Below are 21,855 nucleotides of genomic sequence, written 5' to 3'. Positions count from 1 at the left end.
AACTAACCAAATACTGTCAAAAGCTGGAGTATTATGCCTGTAAAGTTTGCGCTATACCAATATGTTACATAAAGTTCTACTGGCTTTTATCGCTGGTTGTGTTGGCATTGGGTGTATCCCAGTACTGCCAAGTACTCTAAGCATAGGCATTTTTGCAGTTGTGGTCTGCCTATTGTGTGTATGTTTACGCCACCAGTTAATACTATGTCTGATCATTTTGGCTGGTTTGTTGGGCGTGTTACGTGGCTATAGTTTTGGTTATTCTGGTTTGGCACAGCAATTACCAAAAAGCGCTGAACAACAAGCGTTGCAACTTGAAGGTGAAATTACTGAAGTCCGACAGCGTGATCATCACCAGCAATTATTAGTTAAAGTCCGCTCATTAATCACACCTCAACAAGAAATTACATCTGCTCCAGAGTTTATTTTACTGAGTGATTATCAAGGCTCCGCTGACTACCAGCCTACGGAAATATGGCATTGGATAGTAAAACTAAAGCGTCCCCATGGTTTTGCGAGTCCTGGTGCGTGGGACTACGAGGGGTATCTATTTAAAAATAAGGTGGGTGCAGTAGGGTATATCCGGCAAACACAACAGCAAATAGCGCCTGCCTGGCATAGTGTAAATTGGTTACGTTGGTTCTGGCCCCAATCATGGCGTGATTATATGCCACCAGTCGTTCATGATGTGCTATGTGCTTTACTCTTGGGTGATAAACAGTACTTACAAGCGAGTACCTGGCAAGCATTTCGTGCTACAGGAACGGCTCATCTATTAGTCGTGTCTGGATTACATATTGGCCTGATGGCTACATTAGGTTGGCTGTTTGTCCATGCTGTTGGACGGTTAGTCAGTTGGCCATGGGCATTTATCTCTCGTCCACGTTGTGCTGCGATAGTTGCTCTGAGTTTGGCTTGTAGCTATGCATTATTAGCGGGATTCTCTCTACCAACACAGCGCGCGTTAATCATGGTCACTGTTGTGTTATTGGGAGTGTTAGTTGGAGTAAGGTTTAAGCCGATTACACTTTGGTTATCAGCACTAGCGGGCGTGGTTGCCTGGGATCCATTGGCGTGGATAAGCAGTGGTTTTTGGTTCTCGTTTATCGCTACAGGCGTCTTGCTTTGGCGTTTTGCTAATCGGCCTGGTAAACCTTCGTGGACGTTTAATCATATTTGGCCGCAATGTGTTGTGATATTGGCTGTATGGCCTTTACTGTATAGCCAAGGGCAGAGTGTGAGTTGGTTAAGTCCTATCATTAATATGCTCGCAATTCCCTATCTTGGTTTTATTTTATTGCCCATGGCTTTGCTGAGCAGTTTGCTAGCCGTTTTATCGTTTCCGCCAGAATGGGCTGTTATGCCTGTATCAATCGCTACGCAAGGCCTGTTGACGGGAATTCACTGGAGTGCTTCGCTGGTAACGCCAACGCTGACAATGCATCTGCAAGGACTGCCTTTGATTATGGCTTGTGTGAGTGCGTTATGGTTGCTATTACCCTCGGGATTTCCTGGACGCTGGTTAGGATGGTGTTGGTGGTTGCCAATTTTTTGTGCCCAACCTGCTTATATCCCAAATGGTGGACTTCATATTGCCATTTTGGATGTAGGACAAGGGTTAGCTGTTGTTATAAAAACTGAGCATCATTTACTGATTTATGATACTGGTAAGGCATTCTCACCTAGTTTTTCTGCGGCAAAAGCCGTTTTAATTCCTTATTTACAACATAAAGGCTGGTTGGCAATAGATACCTTGCTAATTAGTCATGGTGATCAGGACCACAGTGGTGGTGTGCAGGATATTATTTCACAGTTGCCCGTAACACATGTTCTATCAGGTACTCCAGAACAGCTTAAAATTAGTACGTCTGAAGTATCTACTTGCTTGCCTGGACAACTTTGGCAATGGGATCAGGTAACGTTTCGTATGTTAGCGGGTGGCGGGCCACATAAGAACAATAATAATAAGGCTTCATGTGTACTGCATGTGTCAGCTGCAGGGCTAAGCGTACTCCTTCCTGGAGATATTAGTCATACAGAAGAACAGCGTTTGGTTGAACAGTTTGCTGGTCAACTACAGTCTGATGTGTTGATTGCTGCACACCATGGCAGTAAATATTCATCTTCTATGCTATTTCTTAAACATATACAACCGACTTTTGTCGTATTTTCTGCGGGGTATCTTAATCCATTTAAACACCCTGCACCTGCAGTATTGAAAAGAGTTAACCTGTTATCCAGCAAGGAGCTTCAAACCAGCCGAGATGGCACAATAGAGATAAGTTATGACCCTGATTCGGATTTAATTTCTACTTCACTTTATCGACGTGATGTACGGCATTATTGGTCTGAAAAAGTGAACTGGTAGGTATTCGGTCAAGGGATAGTTTGTGTTAGAGTGTGCGCAACGTAAATGAAGGGGAGAAGTCGTGTTCGAGATCATCAAAGCCGGTGGATGGCTAATGTGGCCAATCCTGATTTGTTCGGTGATGGCATTGGCAATTAGCATTGAGCGTATTTGGACGTTGCGTGCTACTAAAATTGCCCCCAAGCATACTCTAGCCTTAGTCTGGAAGTGGATCAAAAACAAGCAGTTAGATTCTAAGAAGCTTAAAGAGTTAAAAAGTAACTCTCCTCTTGGAGAAATTTTGGCCGCAGGTTTAGCCAATTCCAAGCATGGTCGTGAGATCATGAAAGAAAGTATTTCTGAAGCGGCTGCTCGAGTCATTCATGAACTGGAACGTTATCTTAATACGCTGGGAACGATTGCAGCAATTGCACCGTTGTTAGGGTTGTTAGGTACTGTGCTAGGTATGATTGAAGTTTTTAATCAAATTGGGGCCGCCAGTGCGATAGGTAATGTTGATAGTTTAGCAGGTGGTATTTCTAAAGCGCTGATTACTACTGCAGCAGGCTTAACGGTTGCAATTCCCTCGTTAATGTTCCATCGCTTTTTTGTTCGCCGGGTAGATGAGCTGGTGGTAACAATGGAACAAGAGGCAACGAAGTTAGTTGAAGTGGTTCATGGTGATCGTGAAGTGGACTATAGCGAGGTAGGTAAGCAGTGAAATTCCAGCGTCAGTCCAGGGAAGATGTTACCGTCAACTTGACGCCTTTGATAGACGTGGTTTTTTTATTGCTGATTTTCTTTATGGTCACGACTACGTTTACTAAAGAGTCTCACCTGGAAATCGATCTACCTGAAGCCTCAGGCAATCAAGTGGCTGAGCAACCTAAGCAGATTGAAATATTGATCAGCAAGCAAGGGAATTATGCTGTTAACTCCCAGGCGCTCGTCAATAATTCTATAGCCACAATTAAAAATGCTTTGCAAAAGGTCTCTAATGGTGACACCAGTTTACCACTAGTCATTACTGCTGATGCTAATACCCCTTATCAAGCTGTAGTAACCGCAATGGATGCAGCAGGGCAAATGGGGTTTGTTCATTTACGCGTAACCACCAAGCAAAAAGCAGAAGAGTCATCTCCATAATTAAAAGGGCTTTTATAAAGCCCTTTTAATTTTATGCCGAGTTTTTTAATGTCAATAAAACAGCATATAACTCAAGCCTGGTATCAGGGAAGTAAGTGGCTCTGTCTTTTATACCCATTGAGTTATCTATTTAAGTGCATTGCCCGTCAACGTCGAAAGAGCTTCCTATCTAAACCTCCACCTGCCTTGTCTAAACCCGTGATTGTTGTTGGTAATATTGCTGTAGGTGGTACAGGAAAAACCCCTGTGGTTGCGGCTATTGTTCAGAAATTGCAGCAACAGGGGTTACAGGTAGGTATTATTAGTCGGGGATATGGTGGCAGTGGTACTCAGTATCCCTTAGACGTTAATGAGCAAAGCAGTGCTTTAATATGTGGTGATGAGCCACTTATGTTAAGGCAAATGACAAAGGTGCCTGTGATTGTTGATCCCCATCGGTATCAGGCGGCACAGTATCTGATACAACAGTATGCAGTTGATATTATTGTTGCTGATGATGGTTTGCAGCACTATCGTTTGCCACGAGATATTGAGGTAGTGGTTATTGATGGACAGCGTGGTATGGGTAATGGGTATTGTTTACCAATGGGGCCACTTAGAGAACCTGTTGAAAGATTACACTCTGTTGATTTTGTGATTTGTAATGGTGCTTATTTACCTGAAAAAAAACTACCTGTTGTTGCTTGTGAAATGCAATTGCATCCTGTCAGGATTTATAATTTGAAGACAGGTGAGGTCAGTAATATCAGTCAGTGGCAAGGGAAAACTGTTGAAGCTGTTGCTGGAATTGGTAATCCGCATCGTTTTTTTAATACTTTAGCTGGCCTTGGCATTAAGCCTAAAGCGCATGTGTTTGCTGATCATTATCAGTATCAAGTAGAGGATTTAATATTTGATAGTGACCATCCTATTATAATGACTACAAAAGATGCCGTAAAATGTCATGCATTTGCCAGTGAGCGTTTTTGGTGTCTTGCAGTTGAAGCAGAATTACCTGAGGTATTTTGGACATCATTGTTAGCAAAGACTGCAACTATTGTTTAACTAGTTGTCTTGCTCTTGTTATGGGTTACAGCAAGAACGTATAAACAAATGTAACTTGTTGGGTTAGCAAGTAAATGGCGAACTGATAGGGGGTGAGCAGAATGGATAAAAAACTATTTGAAATATTAGCCTGTCCACTTTGTAAAGGTGCATTATATTATGCCCGTGAGCAGCAAGAATTGGTATGTCGCCAGGATGGACTTGCATTTCCCATTCGTGACGATATTCCTGTAATGCTTGAGTCTGAAGCCAGAACACTCTCAACTGAAGAGCGGCTTCAAAAAAAATAATAGAAAAATTAGTTTAATTAACTCCATTAGATTTGATTACACATATGAACTCAACGGACTACACCGTTATTATTCCTGCACGTTATGCATCAAGCCGGTTACCTGCAAAGCCATTGGCCGATATTGCAGGAAAACCAATGATTCAGCGTGTTTATGAGCAAGCTTGTGCAAGCAATGCACAGCGTGTGGTAATTGCAACAGATCATCCTGATATCGTTACGGCTGCCCAAAAGTTTGGTGCTGAAGTCTGTTTGACGGATGCCGATCATCCTTCAGGTACTGATCGACTGCAACAGGCTGCAAGTGCACTTGGGCTGGATGATGATGCTGTTGTGGTGAATGTTCAAGGTGATGAGCCACTTATTCCTCCTGCACTGATTGATCAGGTAGCACATAACTTACGCAATGATCGGGATGCTGTCATGGCGACGCTTTGCCAGCCAATTACTGAGCTGGAAATGATGCAAAACCCGAATGTGGTAAAAGTAGTGACAGATGCCAAACATCATGCGTTGTATTTTTCAAGAGCACCCATACCTTGGCCCAGAGATGAGTTTTCAGCTCAGCAACAAACACTACCTGCAGGTTTACCAGTATCACACCATATTGGTATATATGCTTATCGAGTCAGTTTGTTAAATGACTTTGTTTCCTGGGGAGGCTGCCTGCTCGAACGTACTGAGGCATTGGAGCAATTACGTGTGCTGTGGCATGGTAAGAAAATTCATGTAGCACAAGCGTTGGTAACTCCTCCTCGAGGTGTTGATACGCATGATGATTTGCAGCGAGTTTGTCTGCTGTTAGGGGGATAGAATTGATTAAGGTAATGTTTGTATGCCTGGGCAATATCTGCCGATCACCAACAGCACATGGTGTTTTTCAGCATATGGTAGATAGTAAGGGCTTGGTAGATAGCATAGAAGTCGCATCTGCTGGAACCTCGGCTTACCATATTGGAGAGCAGCCAGATGCCCGGAGTCAGCAGGTTGCTGCTGCTAGAGGCTATGACTTATCAATGATTCGGGCTCAGCAGTTTAATCTGGAAGACTTTTTTTCAACAGACTTTGTTCTCGCCATGGATAAGAGTAATTTAGCTTGTTTACGTGAGTTGTGTCCTCAAGGTCATGAAGAAAAATTACAGTTATTTTTAAACTATGCGGGGGTGAGTCAGCTCGAGGTGCCTGATCCATACTATGGTGGGCCGGATGGGTTTAGTGATGTGCTTGACCTCGTCGAACAAGGGGCAAGAGGATTACTTCAGCATATTTGTCAGCAGTACAGGATTCCATCGTGACAGGTCAGCTAACGTTACAGTCTGCAACCCTTAAGCCATGGCATACCCTGGGTTTTGATGTTAAAGCCAAGGGGGTTGTTGAGGTTTTTAGTGAGGTAGATATTCATCAAATTCTTGCTTTTGCCAAGCAGTATGATTTACCTGTTCTCCCTTTGGGAGAGGGCAGTAACACCATATTTTCAAGTGACTTTGCGGGTATTGTTATGCGTGTCTGCTTAAAAGGGCGACGTGTTGAGCAAGGGAATGATGGACAGTTAGTCGTTTATGGCGCAGCAGGAGAGAACTGGCATAGTTTTGTACGTTGGACAATAGACCAAGGTGCCTCTGGTTTAGAAAATCTATCTTTAATTCCAGGTACAGTTGGTGCCAGCCCTATTCAAAATATTGGGGCTTATGGGGTAGAAGTTAAAGATGTGATTGACTGGGTGCGTTACATTGATATTGCCTCAGGTGAAGTCATCCAGTTGAAGGCGAGTGATTGTGCATTTGCTTATCGTGATAGTATTTTTAAACAGCAACTAAGAGATCAAATAGTGATCACTGAAGTTGCTTTTCGTTTGTCGTCGAATTTTACGCCGAATTTGTCTTATATTGGATTGCAAGACAGTCACGCAAAGACTGCGTTGCAGTTAAGCGACTATATTGTCAAAGTTCGAGAAGCTAAACTGCCAGATCCACAGCATTTGGGTAATGTAGGCAGTTTTTTTAAAAATCCAATTATTTCTGAAGATCACTATCAGGTGTTAAAGGAAAATTTCCCCAACCTGGTTGCTTATTTCGTAGGGGGAGGGTGCTGGAAGCTCGCGGCTGGTTGGCTAATTGATCAGTGTGGCTTTAAAGGAATACGCAAAGGTAAGGTGGGTGTGTATAAACATCAAGCCTTGGTTTTAGTTCACTATGGGGAAGGCCATGTTGAAGATTTGCTGTCTTTAGCATGGGATATTCAGCAACAAGTATGGTTACGTTTTTCGGTAAGAATGGAAATAGAACCTAGGATTTACCCTCAATAACGGGCCAAATAGAAGGCTTTTTTATTTTGTTGGCTTTAGAGTATCAACAACAGAGGACTAACCTCTGTTGTTGATATTTTGTTTAAGGCGCGTTATGCGTCTCGTGATGCTTCCTCAACAGGCTCTGTAGTTGAAGCTTCAGAGGTTTTCTTGGTTTGCGGTTTAACTGTTTGATAATCAGCTACTGGCTCCAAGTTCATAACCGCAGAAGCACTTTTTGGTGGTTCTGTCGGTGTATGTAAAACTTCTGCTAAGTCTGCAGCTAAGTGTGTAGGTTTGGCACTTGGTGCAGATGGCTCACTTTGTAACTGTGTAGGTGTTACCTCTGCTGCTTGTGAGCTTGTAGTGGCTTCACTTGCCGCCTTCTGAGCTTGCTGCTTACGCTTATGACGAGGATCATTCTGCGCTCTACCTCGACGACGTTTTGGTTTGCTACTGGTTTGAGCCGCAGGTTCTTCTGCCTGAGTTGTAACAGGTTTTTGACTAGGCTCTTCAACTGTATCTGTTTTTGCTTCTGCCGCTTTTGTATCAAAAACAGATATAACGTGCTCCTCTGCTGCGGGTTTCGCAGTTTGTGGTGCTGCAGCCTCTTTGCGGCTTTCTACTGCTGGTGTGCTAGTAGTTTCTTGATGTGTTTCTTCTTTTTTGCTTGCTGTAACCTCAGGTTTGCCCTCAACTGTTTGTGAAGACTCATTCAAAGAAGAGGGTTGCTGAGCCGATAATGCCGTTGGTTTGTTATAGGAAGACGGCTCCTGATCAGTTTTTACTTGATTCTCAGAAGGTTTTGAATCCTGTCCTGTATCCTGACAGGTTGTTGACTCGTAAACAGAGGCTGATGACTGTTCGTGAGTAGTATCTCGCTGTGTTGTTTCAGTCTTTAGTGGTTGAGCAAAAAACTCCTGCTCTTTCTGATCCTCATCTTTTTGGCGTTGAGAGGGGCGGTTACTTTTACGTCTTTGTGGTTGGCTACTGCCATTACCTCTGGGTCTACGCTTAGGGTTTGTATTCTCTGTGTAAGAATCTGCAACAGCCTCTCTCTGCTCAGTGTGTGTTGTCGTTTCAACACTTGCCTGGGTTTCTGAACGATCCCGACGTTTAGGTGGGCGCTGTTGAGACTTGCCACGGGTTCTCTCTCCACGAGAGTCTCCAGAAAAGTCTTTACTGCTTGGTTTGGATGAGCGGTCTTGGCTGTCTTGTTGACGCGAAGGACGGCGATTACTCGTACGAGCTTCTCCACGCTTTCCTTGAGTGCTGCGAGTTCGGCCATCTTCTTTTGGCCGGCTTGCCAAAGGCTTTTCAGTAGTAGGAGTTGATTCACTGGTAAACAACCCACTGATAGAGCTCATAAGAGATTTGAAGAGACCTGGCTTGCTAGGAACAGGTGCAGGTTGAACGGGGGCAATGTTTTTGACTGCGGCCTCTTGACGAATGCCTCTTCCCGCACTGAGTTCAATACTTTCTGTCTCTATTTGAGTTTCTTGCTCGTAGTTGAACTCATTTTCACCTTGACTGACTTGGTCTTCACGCAAACGTTGAACTTCAAAGTGAGGCGTTTCAAGGTTTGGATTAGGGATAATGATAACCTGAATAGAATTACGAGATTCAATATCCGCAATGGCAGCACGTTTTTCATTCAGCAAAAAGGTCGCAACCACTACAGGTACTTGGGCGCGTATTTCTGCTGTTCGTTCTTTTAGCGCTTCCTCCTCTAAAACACGAAGGATTGCCAATGATAAAGAACCTACATCACGAATAATTCCTTGACCATTACAGCGAGGGCAGACAACACCACTGGTTTCTCCCAGGGAAGGGCGTAGTCGCTGACGGGACATTTCCATTAAGCCAAAGCGTGAAATACGACCTACTTGAACGCGAGCTCGGTCCATTTGTAAGGAGTCGCGCATCCGAGATTCAACTTCACGTTGATTGCGAAGTGGCCCCATATCAATGAAGTCAATAACGACTAAGCCACCAATATCACGTAGTCGAAGCTGGCGGGCAATTTCGTCTGCCGCTTCAAGGTTTGTTTGCAAGGCTGTTTCTTCAATATCGCCACCGCGCGTTGCACGTGCAGAGTTAATATCGATGGATACCAGTGCTTCAGTAGGGTCTATTACAATAGAACCTCCAGAAGGCAGCTTAACTTCACGTTGGAAGGCTGTTTCTATTTGGCTTTCGATCTGAAAACGATTAAACAATGGAATAGAGTCTTGATAAAGTTTGATGCGATTGCGGTATTGAGGAATGACTTGCTCAACAAAGCGTAAAGCATCGCTATAAACGGCTTCATCATCGACTAATACCTCACCAATATCATGGCGTAAGTAGTCGCGAATGGCTCTGATAATGACATTACTTTCTTGATAGATAAGAAATGGTGCTGGTTTTTTCTGTGCGGCGTCTTTAATAGAGTTCCAGAGGTGGAGAAGGTAGTCTAAGTCCCACTGTAATTCATCACGAGTTCGACCTAAACCTGCCGTACGAACAATAACACCCATTTCAGAAGGAATATTAAGCTGGCTCATTGCTTCGCGTAACTCAGCTCGCTCTTCACCTTCAATGCGACGAGATATCCCTCCTGCACGAGGGTTATTTGGCATTAAAACGAGGTAACGACCTGCTAAGCTTACAAGTGTTGTAAGGGCTGCACCTTTATTCCCACGCTCTTCTTTGTCGACTTGGATGATGACTTCCTGGCCTTCAGATACCACATCACGAATATTGATGCGCCCCTGAATTTCATGTGGCTGTTTCGCAAAGTATTCTCGAGAGATCTCTTTTAAAGGCAAGAAGCCATGACGCTCAGCCCCAAAATCTACAAATGCAGCTTCCAGGCTAGGTTCTATGCGGGTTATACGTCCTTTGTAAATGTTGGCTTTTTTCTGCTCCCTTGCTCCTGACTCAATATCTAAATCATACAAGCGCTGTCCATCAACCAGCGCAACACGCAACTCTTCTCGTTGAGTTGCATTAATTAACATTCTCTTCATATGGTTTGTAGTACCAATAGTTGCAACGCCATGAGCATTACATTGGCACCACCTATCATTATTTTATTGTGAAGGTGCTATTTTAGGCCACGCTCAGAAAATTAATCGTTCTCAATGCTGAAGCGTGGTTAGCAAATTTATTCGGTCTAACGTCCCATTTTGCAGATGCTCTGTGCGGCTTTATTGTATGTTAAAAGCCGCTGCAATTACCTGGCAAAAGGCCAATCTCCCACGTTGGTATGTGATTTATACGATTACATATGTGTTTGCGTCAGGATGATTGGACGTCGCCACCTTTCACATATAAAGGCTGATATGTGGGCACATGTAAACTCAAGGCCCAGTGTTAAACTTAACGTATCAACTGTATTAAAGATACGCCATTAATTGTATGTCTTGATGACTAGTTCAAATGGCATGAACAAACTCTGTGTATTGCCATAAATACGGTCAAGACAAAAAAAATTGCTGCTTTGCACCGTTAAATGTTTGACTTTTGGTGCATTATTCCGATTATAGCAGGTCGCGAACTATATCAGTAATTCGTAAGTGCTTCAATCTGCTTAAAAACTATTACACTATTATTATGAGTAATGATTCAACTCTCCATGCAGTAACTGCTGCAGACTTTAGTCAAGTTCAGCACCTGGTCGTCACGGATGAGTATGCCGGTCAGCGTATTGATAATATGTTAAAAGTCCTCTTGAAAGGGGTTCCGTTAACTCACATCTACCGACTATTACGTAAAGGTGAAATTCGTGTAAACAAATCACGCATTAAAGCGCACTATCGATTAGCCTCTGGCGATAAGCTTCGACTTCCCCCCATTCGTGTTTCTGATGCAAGGGATAAGCAACCAAAGGCTAGGCCGCAGCAATTACAGCAAGTGGAAGATGCCATTATTTATGAGGATGGAGGTTTGCTTGTTATCAATAAACCATCTGGTCTTGCAGTGCATGGAGGAAGTGGTATTAAACTGGGTGTTATTGAAGTGTTAAGACAATTGCGGCCACAGAGTAAAGTGCTTGAGCTTGTGCATCGGTTAGACCGAGATACCTCAGGTTGTTTATTGGTTGCCAAAAAGAAGAGTGTACTACGGCATTTGCACCAACAGCTTAGAGAGGATCAGGTACATAAGGTGTACCATGCTTTGGTTGCGGGTCGTTGGCCTTCACGTAAGAAAATTATCAATGTGCCCTTACAAAAAAATACCCTGCAATCTGGGGAGCGAATGGTAAAAGTGGATAGTTCTGGGAAACCATCTACTACAGAATTTAGGGTGTTAACGAGGTATAAAAATACAACGTTGGTGGAAGCAAAACCTATTACTGGGCGTACCCACCAAATTCGGGTTCACTCACAGTATGCCGGACATCCAATCATCGGCGATGAAAAGTATGGTTTAGCTGAAACTAATGTTGATATGCGTTCTTTGGGGATAAAGCGTCTTTTCCTTCATGCGGCAGCTATCAGCTTTATCTTGCCCGAAACCGGTAAGCCCTTTACCATATCGGCCCCATTACCTGATGATTTACAGAAAGGTTTAAGTCAGTTGCAATGAAGTCCTCGTATCAAGCCATTATTTTTGATTGGGATGGCACGTTGTTGGATTCAACGTTGGCCATTGCTGAAAGTCTGAAAGAGGCTGCCACCGATTTGCAGCTGCCAATACTCTCCAGAAACGAGTATCAAAATATCATTGGATTAGGTTTATCTGAGGCGTTACAGACTTTATATCCTAGTCTGTCTGGTGGGCAGTGGCAGATTGAAATGCGTGAGCGTTATACCTATCACTTTCGTCAGTGGGAGCAGAAACAGCTTGCGTGTTTTGATGGTGTGACTCAGGGGCTGTCACAATTAAGAGAAGCAGGCTTCACCTTGGCCGTTGCTACTGGAAAAAGTCGTCAGGGGTTGAACCGTGCGCTAGCTGCAAAAAGTTGGGATGACCTATTTGAGGTGACACGGTGTGCTGATGAAACTCATTCAAAGCCGCATCCTCAAATGCTGTGGGAAATACTTGAAGTACTTCAGCTTCAGACTCATCAGGCACTTATGGTTGGCGACACTGAGTTTGACATGGCGATGGCTTCAGATATAGGTATGGATTGTGTGGCGGTTAGTTATGGTGCTCATCACCTGGATCGTTTGCAGAAATACCAACCCGTTTTATGTGTCGACCATTTTAGTGAGCTGGTTAAGTGGTTACAAAAAAGCCTAGTGGTTTAATGTTGCAATATAGGGTTTTGACATGACAGACAGTACCGACAGACCTGAGTCCGAAAATAAGCCGTGGCGAGAGGATGATGACGCTTCTGCTGTAATTGAGCCTGGACATAACACATCCACTATGAAAGAAACAACATTAGGACAAAGTCGCAATAATGCTAGTAAGCCTGAGGCTAGCAATAAAGAGTGGCAGCTTATCGAAGGTTTAGTTGGTGGTATTTTGGTCGAAAAGCGTCGTACTCGACGCTGGGGTATCTTCTTTAAGTTGCTGACGTTTATCTATCTTTTTGTATTACTTTATTTGTTTACCTTGGGGGGTATCAGTAAAGATGCAATGGTCAAGTCAGGTGATCATACTGCTCTAGTTGAAATTAGTGGGGTTATTGCCGCTGATGAAGCGGCAAATGCAGATGCGATTGTGACAGGGCTTCGAGCTGCATTTAAAGATAAAAACACGAAAGCGGTTATCTTGCGTATTAATAGTCCTGGTGGTTCCCCTGTGCAGGCGGGTTATGTTTATGATGAAATCAAACGCCAGCGTAGCTTACACCCTGATATTAAAGTCTATGCCGTCATTATGGACTTAGGCGCTTCGGGCGCTTATTACATCGCTGCTGCAGCAGATGAAATATATGCAGATAAAGCCAGTTTGGTTGGCTCAATTGGTGTTGTTGCTTCTGGTTTTGGTTTTGTTGAAGTGATGGATAAAGTCGGCGTCAGTCGCCGGGTATATACAGCAGGCGAGCATAAAGGTTTCTTGGATCCTTTCTTACCGCAGAATGATTCAGAAACAAAGTTCTGGCAGACTGTACTCAATACAACACATAAGCAGTTTATTAGTAGTGTTAAGAAAGGGCGGGGTGATAGGCTTAAGGATGACCCTAAACTCTTTAGTGGACTGGTTTGGTCTGGGGAGCAAGCGCTTTCTTTAGGTCTGATTGATGGGCTTGGTAGTACTAGCTATGTCGCTAGAGAAATAGTCAAAGAAGAAAATATTGTTGACTTTACGCCACAAGAAAATCCCTTGGAACGATTTGTTGAAGGTTTAGGGACAAGCATGGGAAATGCTATTAGTAACAAGCTTGGCTTATCTCAAGAAATGAAATTACGCTAAGACTTACTGCTTGCTTGCAATACCCTTTGATAGATATTGGTATTGCAAGTATCTCCTGTGGTATATGACACTATCAGTGTTGTAATAATGGGTTAATACCAAATTCCTTAAGAAGACTAACTAGTTGAATCAATGGCAGCCCAATTAAGGTATTTGGGTCTTGACTGTTGATGTACTCAAATAGTGCAATACCAAGCCCTTCACATTTAAAACTACCTGCACAGTCTAATGGCTGCTCCTGCTCAATATAGTCGTGTATTTCTTGATCTGTTAGCTCACGGAACTTTACTACTACGGGTTCTACAATGGTTTTATGTTGTTGATGGTTGCTATCAAGAACACATAAGCCCGTAAAAAAAGTCACTTGACGACTTTGGCACTGTTTAAGCTGACTGAAAGCGGTTGCTTTGTTGAGAGGCTTGGTAAGAATCAGCTCATCAAGTGCTGCGACTTGATCGGAACCAATAATCAAGGCCTCAGGGTGCTGCGGAGAGAGTGCATAGGCTTTAGCAGTTGCTAATCGGTAGGCGAGTTGACTAGCACTTTCCCCTTCTTCTGGATGCTCATCAACCTCAGGGGAGCAGGCAGAGAAGGGAATATTCAAGCGTTGTAGGAGCTGCTGCCGATAGCGGGAGGAGGATGCAAGAATTATGGGGGGGAAGGTTGAAGTAGCATTCATAGGTAAAGGAGAGTTATTAATAGAAAAGTAGTCATGAGCAATTTAACTAAAAAAGTTACTCTGTGCATGTTGGTTTCGTTTATGCTGCATAATAACAGTATTTTTAAAGATAGATTAAAGGAGAGTAGTTTATTTCAGTATATAGGTTAAAGCATATAAGACGTTATCCCATTAAAATCTTTTGACAGATACCATCCATATCCCTATCATTGCGCGCTTATGTTAACTGGGCAATTACCATTAAGTATTAATCCTCGCAAACTGGCACATGCTGAAACCCGCATTGCAGGCAGTATTTTAGTCACTGACCTGTCCAGGTTTGCCGAGGCGATATTAGATCCGAGCGGTGAAGTAGCACTTGATCTGCAGTTTTTAGTAGATGAAGAGGGCTTCTATGTCGTTCAGGGCACATTGTCTATAGAGGTAAAGTTGACGTGTCAACGTTGCTTGCAAGTTATGCGCTTACCTTTATCAGTGACGTGTAATTTAGCTATTGTTTGGCATGAGGAAGCGGCAAAAGCGGTTCCTGCACATTATGACCCTGTTATTGTTGCAGAAACTAATGTAGCGCTAACAGACTTGGTAGAAGACGAACTCATATTGGCACTACCAATAGTTGCAAGACATGAGCTAACAGAATGTCACTTTGAGGGCAACGTTGAAGCATCTGATCCAGATGGTGGTAACGCTGAAGCAAATACACCATCTAGAGAAAACCCTTTTCAGGTGTTGGCATCGTTAAAAACTGATACCTAACTTAATTAATCAGGAGCTAAAGCATGGCTGTTCAACAGAACCGTAAAACTCGTTCTAAGCGTGGTATGCGTCGTGCGCATGATGGACTTTCTACTGCTGCATTAAGTCTTGATGCGGCTACTGGTGAGACTCATCGCCGCCACCACGTTTCTCCAGATGGTTTCTACCGTGGTCGTAAAGTTGTATCTAACAACGACGACGAGTAATTCTTGGCTACAATTGCCTTTGATGTGATGGGTGGGGATTATGGTCCCCATGCCTCACTGACAGCAGCTCTCCAATGTCTTTCAATTCATCCTCATCTTAAACTACTGCTAGTGGGTGATGCTGCAGTTATTGGTGAGCTGTTGAGTGGTCAGTCTACTCAGGTGCAACATCGGTTGCAGGTGGTTCATGCACCTGAAGTGATCACAATGACAGATAAACCTGTCCAAGCAATACGCATGAAAAAAAAAGCATCTATGCGTGTTGCGTTAGAGTTAGTGGCAGAGGGGCAGGCTCAGGCCTGTGTCAGTGCTGGTAATACTGGTGCTTTAATGGCACTGGGTAAAGTCATCGTGCGTACGTTGCCAGGTATTGATCGGCCAGCGATTATTACCCGTTTGCCCAGAGAGCAGAGCGTGACGTATTTGCTGGATATTGGTGCCAATGTTGGATGTAGTGCGGATCAGCTCTACCAATTTGCTGTTATGGGCAGTTGTTTAGTCCGTTTGCTACATGATATATCTGAGCCAACAGTAAGCTTATTAAATGTTGGTGTTGAAGAAACAAAAGGTAATGAACCTGTTAGGTTAGCATCACAGTTACTACAGGATAATGATGACATTAATTACTGTGGTTTTGTGGAAGGCGATGATATTTATAAAAATAAAGTAAATGTTGTTGTGTGTGATGGCTTTGTTGGCAATGTTGCATTGAAAGTAAGTGAAGGTTTAGCGGCTTATATAAAAAATACAGTAATCAATGCCTTTCAGCAGGTTTGGTGGGGCAGGTTGCTGGCTTTGCTAGCACAGCCAGTACTGAAAACAATACAACAGCAGTTAGACCCTCGTTATTATAATGGTGCTAGTTTGCTGGGACTGCAGGAGGTGGTCGTGAAAAGCCATGGTGCTGCAGACGCTCTGGCATTACAACAGGCTATTGGTCTAGCGGTTAATGAAGTAGAAAAAAATATTCCTGACCTGTTGTCTAAAGAGCTGGAAAAACTATTAGTCTCATAAAATATGCAGTCCAGTTTTTTAATCGCAATGTGGATAATATTGTGTTTTAGTGCAGAAAGATTGAATTAAAAAGGCTATCAGTTTACATTTTTTTGGTAATTATTCGGTGTATTATTTAAGGCTAAATATTGCAAGATAATAGCTTTGTAATTTACCAGCAACATATTTTTACTATGAGTCTCATTTACCATCGCCTATAATTGGCGCGCATTTATAAACTGAGAAGAATTTCATTGTTATGAGTAAAATTGCGTTTGTTTTTCCAGGGCAAGGTTCACAACAAGTTGGTATGCTTCAACTGTTGGCCGATCAATACCCTGAGATCAATGAAACCCTGACAGAAGCTTCTGATGCGATTAGTTTAGATTTGCGCAGACTCATTTTTGAAGGACCTGCTGATGTGTTGAACCAAACTGAAAACACACAGCCGGCCTTATTAGCTTCCAGTGTAGCTATCTGGCGTGCATGGCAAGCGCTAGGTGGTGCCAAGCCCATATTTATGGCTGGTCATAGTCTGGGAGAATATTCAGCACTGGTATGTGCTAAAAGTATAAGCTTAGTGGATGCTGTTCGCTTAGTTAAGCGTCGTGGGCAGTTGATGCAAGCTGCTGTCCCTGAAGGGCAGGGCGCTATGGCTGCAGTTCTAGGCCTTGATGATAACATGGTGCAACAGGCATGTGATCAGGCTGCAGATGCAGGTCTTGTTTCTCCTGTTAACTTCAATTCACCTGGTCAGGTTGTTATTGCGGGACAAGCGGCGGCAGTGGATAAGGCCATTAGTGAAGCTGAAGCTCTGGGCGCCAAAAAGGTAGTTAAATTACCTGTGAGTGTTCCCTCTCATTGCGCATTAATGAAGCCTGCAGCAGAGCAGTTGGCCGAAATATTATCAGCTATAGAGATTGCTTTACCTGAAACGCCAGTTGTACAGAATGTTTCAGGACAAGTTACAGAAACACCAGAAGTGATTAGAGCACAGTTGATTGAGCAACTCTACAGCCCGGTTCAATGGGTGGCTACAATCAATACGATGCTTGCAGCTGAGGTTGAAACTATTATCGAATGTGGACCTGGCAAAGTATTATCAGGCTTAAATAAACGAATTCAACGTAAATTACAGGTGTCATCTTTAGAAACACCTGATTTGATGAGTAAAGTTCTCTCGTCAACAAGCGTCGCTGTATAAGTGTTTAGAAAAAGGTGAAAAACACATGCAAGGTAAAGTCGCCCTAGTTACTGGAGCAACGCGGGGTATAGGTAAGGCCATTGCGGAGCAGTTGGGGCTTGCAGGTGCAACTGTAATTGGTACTGGTACAACAAGCGGTAGTGCTGATCGTATTTCTGCTGCATTAGCTGAAAAAAATATTGCTGGCCGTGGCTATGCAATGGATGTGACTGATGCAGAACAAGTTGATGCTGTTATTAAGCAAATAACAGATGAATTTGGTGCACCGCTGATTATTGTCAATAATGCAGGGATTACTCGTGATAATTTAATGCTTCGTCTGAAGCTTGAAGATTGGCAGCAAGTTTTGGATACCAATTTAACTGCTGCGTTTCGAATTTCTAAGGCGTGTTTAAAGGCAATGACCAAAGCACGTTGGGGACGAATTATTAATGTGAGTTCTGTCGTAGGTTCAATGGGTAATGCAGGACAAAGCAACTATGCTGCATCTAAAGCAGGTATTGAAGGCTTTACTCGTGCATTAGCTCGTGAAATTGGCGCTCGAGGAATTACAGTTAATGCTGTCGCCCCAGGTTTCATTGATACCGACATGACGCGAGAATTACCAGAAGCTCACCGTGCAAAATTGCTTGAGCAAATTCCTTTAAATCGCTTGGGTGATCCTAATGAGATTGCCTCTGTGGTCGCTTTTCTAGCTGGGGATGCTGCGGCATACATTACGGGTGAGACTGTGCATGTCAATGGTGGTATGTACATGGGTTAACCCTGTGTTGGCTTTAGTTGTTAATACCAATTAAAGCTAACTCATTTGGATTTTTGCGGTTATTTAAGGTCGCAGGTTGCTTATTAAACTTGCACTTTTTTACAGTCGGTTTTATAAACTTACACAGCAGCAAGGCTGCATCTGTTTACATAGGAGCAAAACTAGGTATGAGTACCATTGAAGAGCGCGTCAAAAAAATTGTTTGTGAACAGCTTAGTGTTAAAGAAGAAGAAGTAACTAACAATGCTTCATTCGTTGAAGATCTTGGCGCAGACTCACTGGACACTGTTGAGTTGGTAATGGCCCTTGAGGAAGAATTTGAAACTGAAATTCCTGATGAGGAAGCAGAAAAAATTACTACTGTTCAAGAAGCGATTGATTACATTATCGCTAATCAGTAATTCTTTCTAGTTTTCGATCAAATAAAAGCCGCTTCTGCATTATGTAGAGCGGCTTTTATATTATTTAGTAATGCCTACGCGTATATATATTGAGCTGTTTTATTCTACTTAAGAATACGACATTTGCTATATACATACGATACTAGAAGTATACAGCGGTTCTAAAGGCATTGTTATATTGTAGAGAGGAGAGCGTAGGTGTCTCGTAGAAGAGTGGTGGTCACCGGTCTTGGTTTAATCAGTCCACTCGGCAATGATGTCGAAAGTTGCTGGCAAAATATATTAGCAGGTAAAAGCGGCATTTCTCCAATTGAACATCTTGATGTTCCATCTTTGAATACCCGCTTTGCTGGCGTGGTTAAAAACTTGGATATTGAAGTTTACATGTCAGCAAAAGAGGCTCGAAAAGTCGATGTTTTTATTCAGTATGGTATCGCAGCAGCCTCACAAGCGATTTATGACGCTAAGTTTTCTGTTTCACCTGAAAATGCCCACCGTATAGGGGTGGCAATAGGTTCAGGTATTGGTGGTTTGTCCACCATTGAGCGAAATGCACAAGTTCTAGTTGAGTCGGGGGCTCGACGAATATCCCCTTTCTTTGTACCTGGCTCAATTGTCAATATGGTGAGTGGTCAGGTTTCAATGCGGTTTGGTTTAAAAGGACCAAACTATGCCTTGGCAACGGCCTGTACCACTGGAACCCACTGCTTGGGGATGGCTGCCCGGAATATCATGTATGGTGAAGCCGATATTATGGTTGCGGGTGGTGCAGAGAAGGCATCTTGTGGATTAGGTATGGCTGCTTTTGCTGCTGCTCGTGCACTTTCGACCCAAAATGATAGCCCTCAACAGGCTAGTCGCCCTTGGGATAAAGACCGTGATGGTTTTGTCTTAAGTGACGGTGCGGGTGTTTTAATACTGGAAGAACTGGAGCATGCAAAACGCAGAGGTGCAAAAATTTATGCGGAGTTGACGGGCTTTGGCATGAGTGGTGATGCATTTCATGTTACAGCACCTCCTGAGGAAGGTGAAGGTGCCGCCTATTCTATGAAGAATGCGCTTCAGGATGCGAAACTTAATCACACTGACATTGATTACATTAATGCTCACGGAACATCAACACTTGTGGGGGATGTAGCAGAGACCCGTGCTGTTAAAAGTGTTTTTGCTGATCATGCCTATAAACTTGCCATCAGCTCAACTAAATCAATGACAGGCCATTTACTGGGGGCTGCGGGTGCTGTTGAGGCGTTGTTTACCGCACTGTCCCTAAAACAGCAAATAGCACCACCAACAATTAACCTGGATAATCCCGATGATGAGTGTGATTTAGACTATGTGCCTCATCAAGCAAAGTCCTTGCTAATTCGTCATGCGATGTCAAACTCTTTTGGGTTTGGTGGTACCAATGGTACGTTGATTTTTTCTCGCTATGAACAGGATTAGTTGGTAAAGCTTGTGTAAGGGGTTGTCATGGCAAAGCGGCTGGGATGTTGGTTGAATGGTGAGCCTTGTCAATATATTGCTGTTGGTGATCGAGGCCTGAGTTACGGTGATGGGCTTTTTGAAACGATTAAGGTTGTTAATCAACAGCCTTCACTTTGGCACTTGCATAAAGCCCGTTTGGCCAATGGTATAGCACGGCTGAAAATTCCTTGTGATTTGACGGACATTGAGCGTTGGGTTTTTGAAGTCTGCCAACAGCACCCTTCTGCGAAGGGTGTGGCTAAGCTGATTATCACTCGTGGAGGCGGTGGACGAGGCTATAATCCTCTGGGGAGTGGCCCAGTTACAGTACTTGTTGAGCTTTATCCCTATCCTGACTATCCTGCCGAAAACTGGTCAACAGGCATACAACTTTTTCCTTGTGCAACTCAGCTTGCTCATCAGCCATTGTTAGCGGGTATTAAGCACTTAAACCGGCTGGAGCAGGTGCTTGCTCGACAAGAGTGGCAATCTGCTGAGTATGGAGAAGGGCTGGTACTGGATCAGTCTGGTTATGTGGTTGAAGCAACCATGAGCAATGTATTTTTGGTTTGTGATAACCAACTGATAACTCCAGATCTTAGTCTTTGTGGGGTTGAAGGGACCTGTCGAGCCTTTATTCTTGAACATGCTGAAAAACAAGGAACATCTGTTGAAGTGCTAAACGTCACATTAGCGATGTTATTCACGGCAACTGAAGTGTTTGTGTGTAATAGTGTGCTGGGGATCTGGCCTGTTCGAACTTATCAAGCTCATTGTTGGCCGGAACAAAAATGCTGGCCTATCGGGCACATGACTCAATATTGGCAACAGACCTTAATAGAAGTACTGGGATGAAAAGATTTTTTTTGTGGTCAACTTTATTAATCACATTGGTATTAATGTGTGTAGCTGTTGGCGGTTATTTGTATTTGCAAGGCTTCGGCCAAAAAAAACTACTTAATAATGAGCAGTCTCTTAACATTACTATTAATTCTGGGACTTCTGTCAGGCAGTTGGGGCAGCAGCTTGTTAGCCAAGGACTTGTGAAAGAGCCTTGGTCTTTTGAAGTTTATGTTCGGTATCGTGGTAAAGCCTTACAACTTAAGGCGGGTGAATACGAAGTACCAGCTCATAGTACCGTAGATGAACTGATAGCTTTATTGGTAAGTGGTAAAACACGCCAGTATGCGATTACCTTTGTTGAAGGATGGACGGTTCGCCAAGTATTAGAGGTGCTTGCTCAAGCACCAAAAGTTGAACACACCATGACTCCAGACCAATGGCAAGATTTACCTGAGCTGTTGGGGTTTAAAAGTACCTACAGTCATCCAGAGGGGCTAATTTTTCCTGATACTTATGCTTATACCGCTGGAACAAAAGACATTGCATTGCTAAAACGTGCTTATGAAAAGATGGAGCATACATTGGCAGAGGAGTGGCCAAAGCGTGCTCAAAACTTGCCCTACCAAAATGTCTATGAAGCGTTAATTATGGCTTCCATTGTGGAGAAGGAAACAGGTGTACCAGAAGAGCGGCCAGCCATTGCGGGTGTTTTTGTTCGACGGTTACAAAAAAATATGCGCTTACAGACAGACCCAACGGTTATTTATGGTCTAGGTGAGCAATATGCAGGTAATTTAACGCGTAAGCATTTACAGCAAGATACATTGTATAACACGTATCGTATCATGGGGCTCCCCCCAACACCTATTGCCCTTCCTGGAAAATTAGCCATCCACGCAGCACTGCATCCAGCACCAGGAAATAGCTTGTACTTTGTGGCAAAAGGGGATGGTAGTCATCACTTTTCATCCTCGTTAAGAGAGCATAATCGTGCTGTGCGTAAGTATCAGCTTCGTCGCCGACAGAATTATCGCTCAAACCCTCAAGCTAATTAGCAATACCACTGATGTTGAAAGTAACTC

Annotated in this window: 22 protein-coding genes; 20 read left to right on the top strand and 2 right to left on the bottom strand. The window is 43.4% G+C overall.

The annotated features are described in order from the left end of the window. Nucleotides 1–61: 61 nt before the first annotated feature. The 8 genes from ACQ96U_RS07175 to murB all read left to right on the top strand — a co-directional run bounded on the left by ACQ96U_RS07175 (nucleotide 62) and on the right by murB (nucleotide 7,131). Nucleotides 62–2,368: a DNA internalization-related competence protein ComEC/Rec2 gene (locus ACQ96U_RS07175; protein ID WP_431720553.1), complete on the top strand. Its 2,307-nt coding sequence runs from the start codon at nucleotides 62–64 to the stop codon at nucleotides 2,366–2,368. A 61-nt stretch (nucleotides 2,369–2,429) separates the two neighbouring features. After that, on the top strand, nucleotides 2,430–3,068 hold the full coding sequence (locus tag ACQ96U_RS07170) for a MotA/TolQ/ExbB proton channel family protein (protein WP_215819710.1): 639 nt from the start codon (nucleotides 2,430–2,432) through the stop codon (nucleotides 3,066–3,068). Beyond that, nucleotides 3,065–3,493 (top strand): ExbD/TolR family protein, encoded by a 429-nt coding sequence (locus tag ACQ96U_RS07165; protein ID WP_431720552.1) that lies wholly within the window; start codon nucleotides 3,065–3,067, stop codon nucleotides 3,491–3,493. Before ACQ96U_RS07170 ends, ACQ96U_RS07165 begins: the two co-directional genes overlap by 4 nt. A 48-nt stretch (nucleotides 3,494–3,541) precedes the next feature. Further along, entirely contained in the window at nucleotides 3,542–4,537 is a 996-nt protein-coding gene (gene lpxK / locus ACQ96U_RS07160; protein ID WP_431720551.1) for a tetraacyldisaccharide 4'-kinase, read from the top strand. A gap of 101 nt (nucleotides 4,538–4,638) precedes the next feature. Further along, nucleotides 4,639–4,827 (top strand): Trm112 family protein, encoded by a 189-nt coding sequence (locus ACQ96U_RS07155; protein ID WP_215819707.1) that lies wholly within the window; start codon nucleotides 4,639–4,641, stop codon nucleotides 4,825–4,827. A 44-nt stretch (nucleotides 4,828–4,871) separates the two neighbouring features. After that, the gene (gene kdsB, locus ACQ96U_RS07150) at nucleotides 4,872–5,639 is read left to right on the top strand and encodes a 3-deoxy-manno-octulosonate cytidylyltransferase (protein ID WP_431720550.1); all 768 of its coding nucleotides are present in this window, start codon (nucleotides 4,872–4,874) and stop codon (nucleotides 5,637–5,639) included. 14 nt (nucleotides 5,640–5,653) lie between these two features. Beyond that, nucleotides 5,654–6,121 carry a low molecular weight protein-tyrosine-phosphatase gene (locus tag ACQ96U_RS07145; protein WP_431720607.1) on the top strand — a complete coding sequence of 156 codons (468 nt, stop codon included), beginning with the start codon at nucleotides 5,654–5,656 and terminating at the stop codon, nucleotides 6,119–6,121. Continuing rightward, complete coding sequence (gene murB / locus ACQ96U_RS07140; protein WP_431720549.1) at nucleotides 6,118–7,131, top strand: UDP-N-acetylmuramate dehydrogenase; 1,014 nt, start codon at nucleotides 6,118–6,120, stop codon at nucleotides 7,129–7,131. Before ACQ96U_RS07145 ends, murB begins: the two co-directional genes overlap by 4 nt. 92 nt (nucleotides 7,132–7,223) lie before the next feature. On the opposite strand, the gene rne is transcribed toward murB, so the two are convergent. Continuing rightward, nucleotides 7,224–10,121, bottom strand: a complete 2,898-nt coding sequence (gene rne, locus ACQ96U_RS07135) for a ribonuclease E (protein WP_431720548.1) — start codon at nucleotides 10,119–10,121, stop codon at nucleotides 7,224–7,226. Nucleotides 10,122–10,707: 586 nt separating this feature from the next. Here rne and rluC point away from each other — a divergent pair. The 3 genes from rluC to ACQ96U_RS07120 all read left to right on the top strand — a co-directional run bounded on the left by rluC (nucleotide 10,708) and on the right by ACQ96U_RS07120 (nucleotide 13,461). Beyond that, nucleotides 10,708–11,682: a 23S rRNA pseudouridine(955/2504/2580) synthase RluC gene (gene rluC, locus ACQ96U_RS07130; protein WP_431720547.1), complete on the top strand. Its 975-nt coding sequence runs from the start codon at nucleotides 10,708–10,710 to the stop codon at nucleotides 11,680–11,682. Continuing rightward, complete coding sequence (locus ACQ96U_RS07125) at nucleotides 11,679–12,347, top strand: HAD family hydrolase (protein ID WP_431720546.1); 669 nt, start codon at nucleotides 11,679–11,681, stop codon at nucleotides 12,345–12,347. The genes rluC and ACQ96U_RS07125 overlap by 4 nt, the downstream gene beginning before the upstream one ends. Before the next feature lie 121 nt (nucleotides 12,348–12,468). Continuing rightward, the gene (locus ACQ96U_RS07120) at nucleotides 12,469–13,461 is read left to right on the top strand and encodes a S49 family peptidase (protein WP_431720606.1); all 993 of its coding nucleotides are present in this window, start codon (nucleotides 12,469–12,471) and stop codon (nucleotides 13,459–13,461) included. A gap of 73 nt (nucleotides 13,462–13,534) precedes the next feature. On the opposite strand, the gene ACQ96U_RS07115 is transcribed toward ACQ96U_RS07120, so the two are convergent. Beyond that, nucleotides 13,535–14,140, bottom strand: coding sequence for a Maf family protein (locus tag ACQ96U_RS07115; RefSeq protein WP_431720545.1), 606 nt, complete (start codon nucleotides 14,138–14,140; stop codon nucleotides 13,535–13,537). Between the two features lie 219 nt (nucleotides 14,141–14,359). Between ACQ96U_RS07115 and ACQ96U_RS07110 the strand changes: the two genes are divergently transcribed. The 9 genes from ACQ96U_RS07110 (at nucleotide 14,360) to mltG (ending at nucleotide 21,828) form a co-directional block, all read left to right on the top strand. Further along, nucleotides 14,360–14,896, top strand: a complete 537-nt coding sequence (locus ACQ96U_RS07110) for a YceD family protein (protein WP_431720544.1) — start codon at nucleotides 14,360–14,362, stop codon at nucleotides 14,894–14,896. Between the two features lie 23 nt (nucleotides 14,897–14,919). After that, nucleotides 14,920–15,102 carry a 50S ribosomal protein L32 gene (rpmF, locus tag ACQ96U_RS07105; RefSeq protein ID WP_215819701.1) on the top strand — a complete coding sequence of 61 codons (183 nt, stop codon included), beginning with the start codon at nucleotides 14,920–14,922 and terminating at the stop codon, nucleotides 15,100–15,102. Between the two features lie 3 nt (nucleotides 15,103–15,105). Continuing rightward, complete coding sequence (gene plsX / locus ACQ96U_RS07100) at nucleotides 15,106–16,116, top strand: phosphate acyltransferase PlsX (protein ID WP_431720543.1); 1,011 nt, start codon at nucleotides 15,106–15,108, stop codon at nucleotides 16,114–16,116. Between the two features lie 238 nt (nucleotides 16,117–16,354). Further along, complete coding sequence (gene fabD / locus ACQ96U_RS07095) at nucleotides 16,355–17,299, top strand: ACP S-malonyltransferase (RefSeq protein WP_431720542.1); 945 nt, start codon at nucleotides 16,355–16,357, stop codon at nucleotides 17,297–17,299. Nucleotides 17,300–17,324: 25 nt separating this feature from the next. Then, the gene (gene fabG, locus ACQ96U_RS07090; RefSeq protein ID WP_431720541.1) at nucleotides 17,325–18,062 is read left to right on the top strand and encodes a 3-oxoacyl-ACP reductase FabG; all 738 of its coding nucleotides are present in this window, start codon (nucleotides 17,325–17,327) and stop codon (nucleotides 18,060–18,062) included. A 167-nt stretch (nucleotides 18,063–18,229) separates the two neighbouring features. Further along, nucleotides 18,230–18,463 carry an acyl carrier protein gene (acpP, locus tag ACQ96U_RS07085; protein ID WP_027708677.1) on the top strand — a complete coding sequence of 78 codons (234 nt, stop codon included), beginning with the start codon at nucleotides 18,230–18,232 and terminating at the stop codon, nucleotides 18,461–18,463. Nucleotides 18,464–18,661: 198 nt separating this feature from the next. Further along, entirely contained in the window at nucleotides 18,662–19,909 is a 1,248-nt protein-coding gene (gene fabF, locus ACQ96U_RS07080; RefSeq protein WP_431720540.1) for a beta-ketoacyl-ACP synthase II, read from the top strand. A 27-nt stretch (nucleotides 19,910–19,936) separates the two neighbouring features. After that, nucleotides 19,937–20,785: an aminodeoxychorismate lyase gene (pabC, locus tag ACQ96U_RS07075; RefSeq protein WP_431720539.1), complete on the top strand. Its 849-nt coding sequence runs from the start codon at nucleotides 19,937–19,939 to the stop codon at nucleotides 20,783–20,785. Further along, a complete protein-coding gene (mltG, locus tag ACQ96U_RS07070) occupies nucleotides 20,782–21,828 on the top strand; it encodes an endolytic transglycosylase MltG (protein ID WP_431720538.1) in 1,047 nt (348 codons plus the stop codon). Before pabC ends, mltG begins: the two co-directional genes overlap by 4 nt. Nucleotides 21,829–21,855: the final 27 nt, after the last annotated feature.

The organism is Zooshikella sp. RANM57 (assembly GCF_050749885.1).
In the GTDB taxonomy this organism is placed as follows: Bacteria; Pseudomonadota; Gammaproteobacteria; order Pseudomonadales; family Zooshikellaceae; genus Zooshikella.
This window is presented reverse-complemented; position numbering and strand designations above follow the sequence as displayed.

What these genes read in the sequence shown, in the direction of transcription:
- ACQ96U_RS07155 (WP_215819707.1), top strand. Translation starts at nt 4,639, where the DNA reads ATGGATAAAAAACTATTTGAAATATTAGCCTGTCCACTTTGTAAAGGT.
- acpP (WP_027708677.1), top strand. Translation starts at nt 18,230, where the DNA reads ATGAGTACCATTGAAGAGCGCGTCAAAAAAATTGTTTGTGAACAGCTT.
- ACQ96U_RS07115 (WP_431720545.1), bottom strand. Translation starts at nt 14,140, where the DNA reads ATGAATGCTACTTCAACCTTCCCCCCCATAATTCTTGCATCCTCCTCC.
- fabD (WP_431720542.1), top strand. Translation starts at nt 16,355, where the DNA reads ATGAGTAAAATTGCGTTTGTTTTTCCAGGGCAAGGTTCACAACAAGTT.
- kdsB (WP_431720550.1), top strand. Translation starts at nt 4,872, where the DNA reads ATGAACTCAACGGACTACACCGTTATTATTCCTGCACGTTATGCATCA.
- rpmF (WP_215819701.1), top strand. Translation starts at nt 14,920, where the DNA reads ATGGCTGTTCAACAGAACCGTAAAACTCGTTCTAAGCGTGGTATGCGT.
- fabG (WP_431720541.1), top strand. Translation starts at nt 17,325, where the DNA reads ATGCAAGGTAAAGTCGCCCTAGTTACTGGAGCAACGCGGGGTATAGGT.
- rne (WP_431720548.1), bottom strand. Translation starts at nt 10,121, where the DNA reads ATGAAGAGAATGTTAATTAATGCAACTCAACGAGAAGAGTTGCGTGTT.
- ACQ96U_RS07125 (WP_431720546.1), top strand. Translation starts at nt 11,679, where the DNA reads ATGAAGTCCTCGTATCAAGCCATTATTTTTGATTGGGATGGCACGTTG.
- ACQ96U_RS07145 (WP_431720607.1), top strand. Translation starts at nt 5,654, where the DNA reads ATGTTTGTATGCCTGGGCAATATCTGCCGATCACCAACAGCACATGGT.
- pabC (WP_431720539.1), top strand. Translation starts at nt 19,937, where the DNA reads ATGGCAAAGCGGCTGGGATGTTGGTTGAATGGTGAGCCTTGTCAATAT.
- mltG (WP_431720538.1), top strand. Translation starts at nt 20,782, where the DNA reads ATGAAAAGATTTTTTTTGTGGTCAACTTTATTAATCACATTGGTATTA.
- lpxK (WP_431720551.1), top strand. Translation starts at nt 3,542, where the DNA reads ATGTCAATAAAACAGCATATAACTCAAGCCTGGTATCAGGGAAGTAAG.
- rluC (WP_431720547.1), top strand. Translation starts at nt 10,708, where the DNA reads ATGAGTAATGATTCAACTCTCCATGCAGTAACTGCTGCAGACTTTAGT.
- ACQ96U_RS07120 (WP_431720606.1), top strand. Translation starts at nt 12,469, where the DNA reads ATGAAAGAAACAACATTAGGACAAAGTCGCAATAATGCTAGTAAGCCT.
- ACQ96U_RS07110 (WP_431720544.1), top strand. Translation starts at nt 14,360, where the DNA reads ATGTTAACTGGGCAATTACCATTAAGTATTAATCCTCGCAAACTGGCA.
- ACQ96U_RS07175 (WP_431720553.1), top strand. Translation starts at nt 62, where the DNA reads ATGTTACATAAAGTTCTACTGGCTTTTATCGCTGGTTGTGTTGGCATT.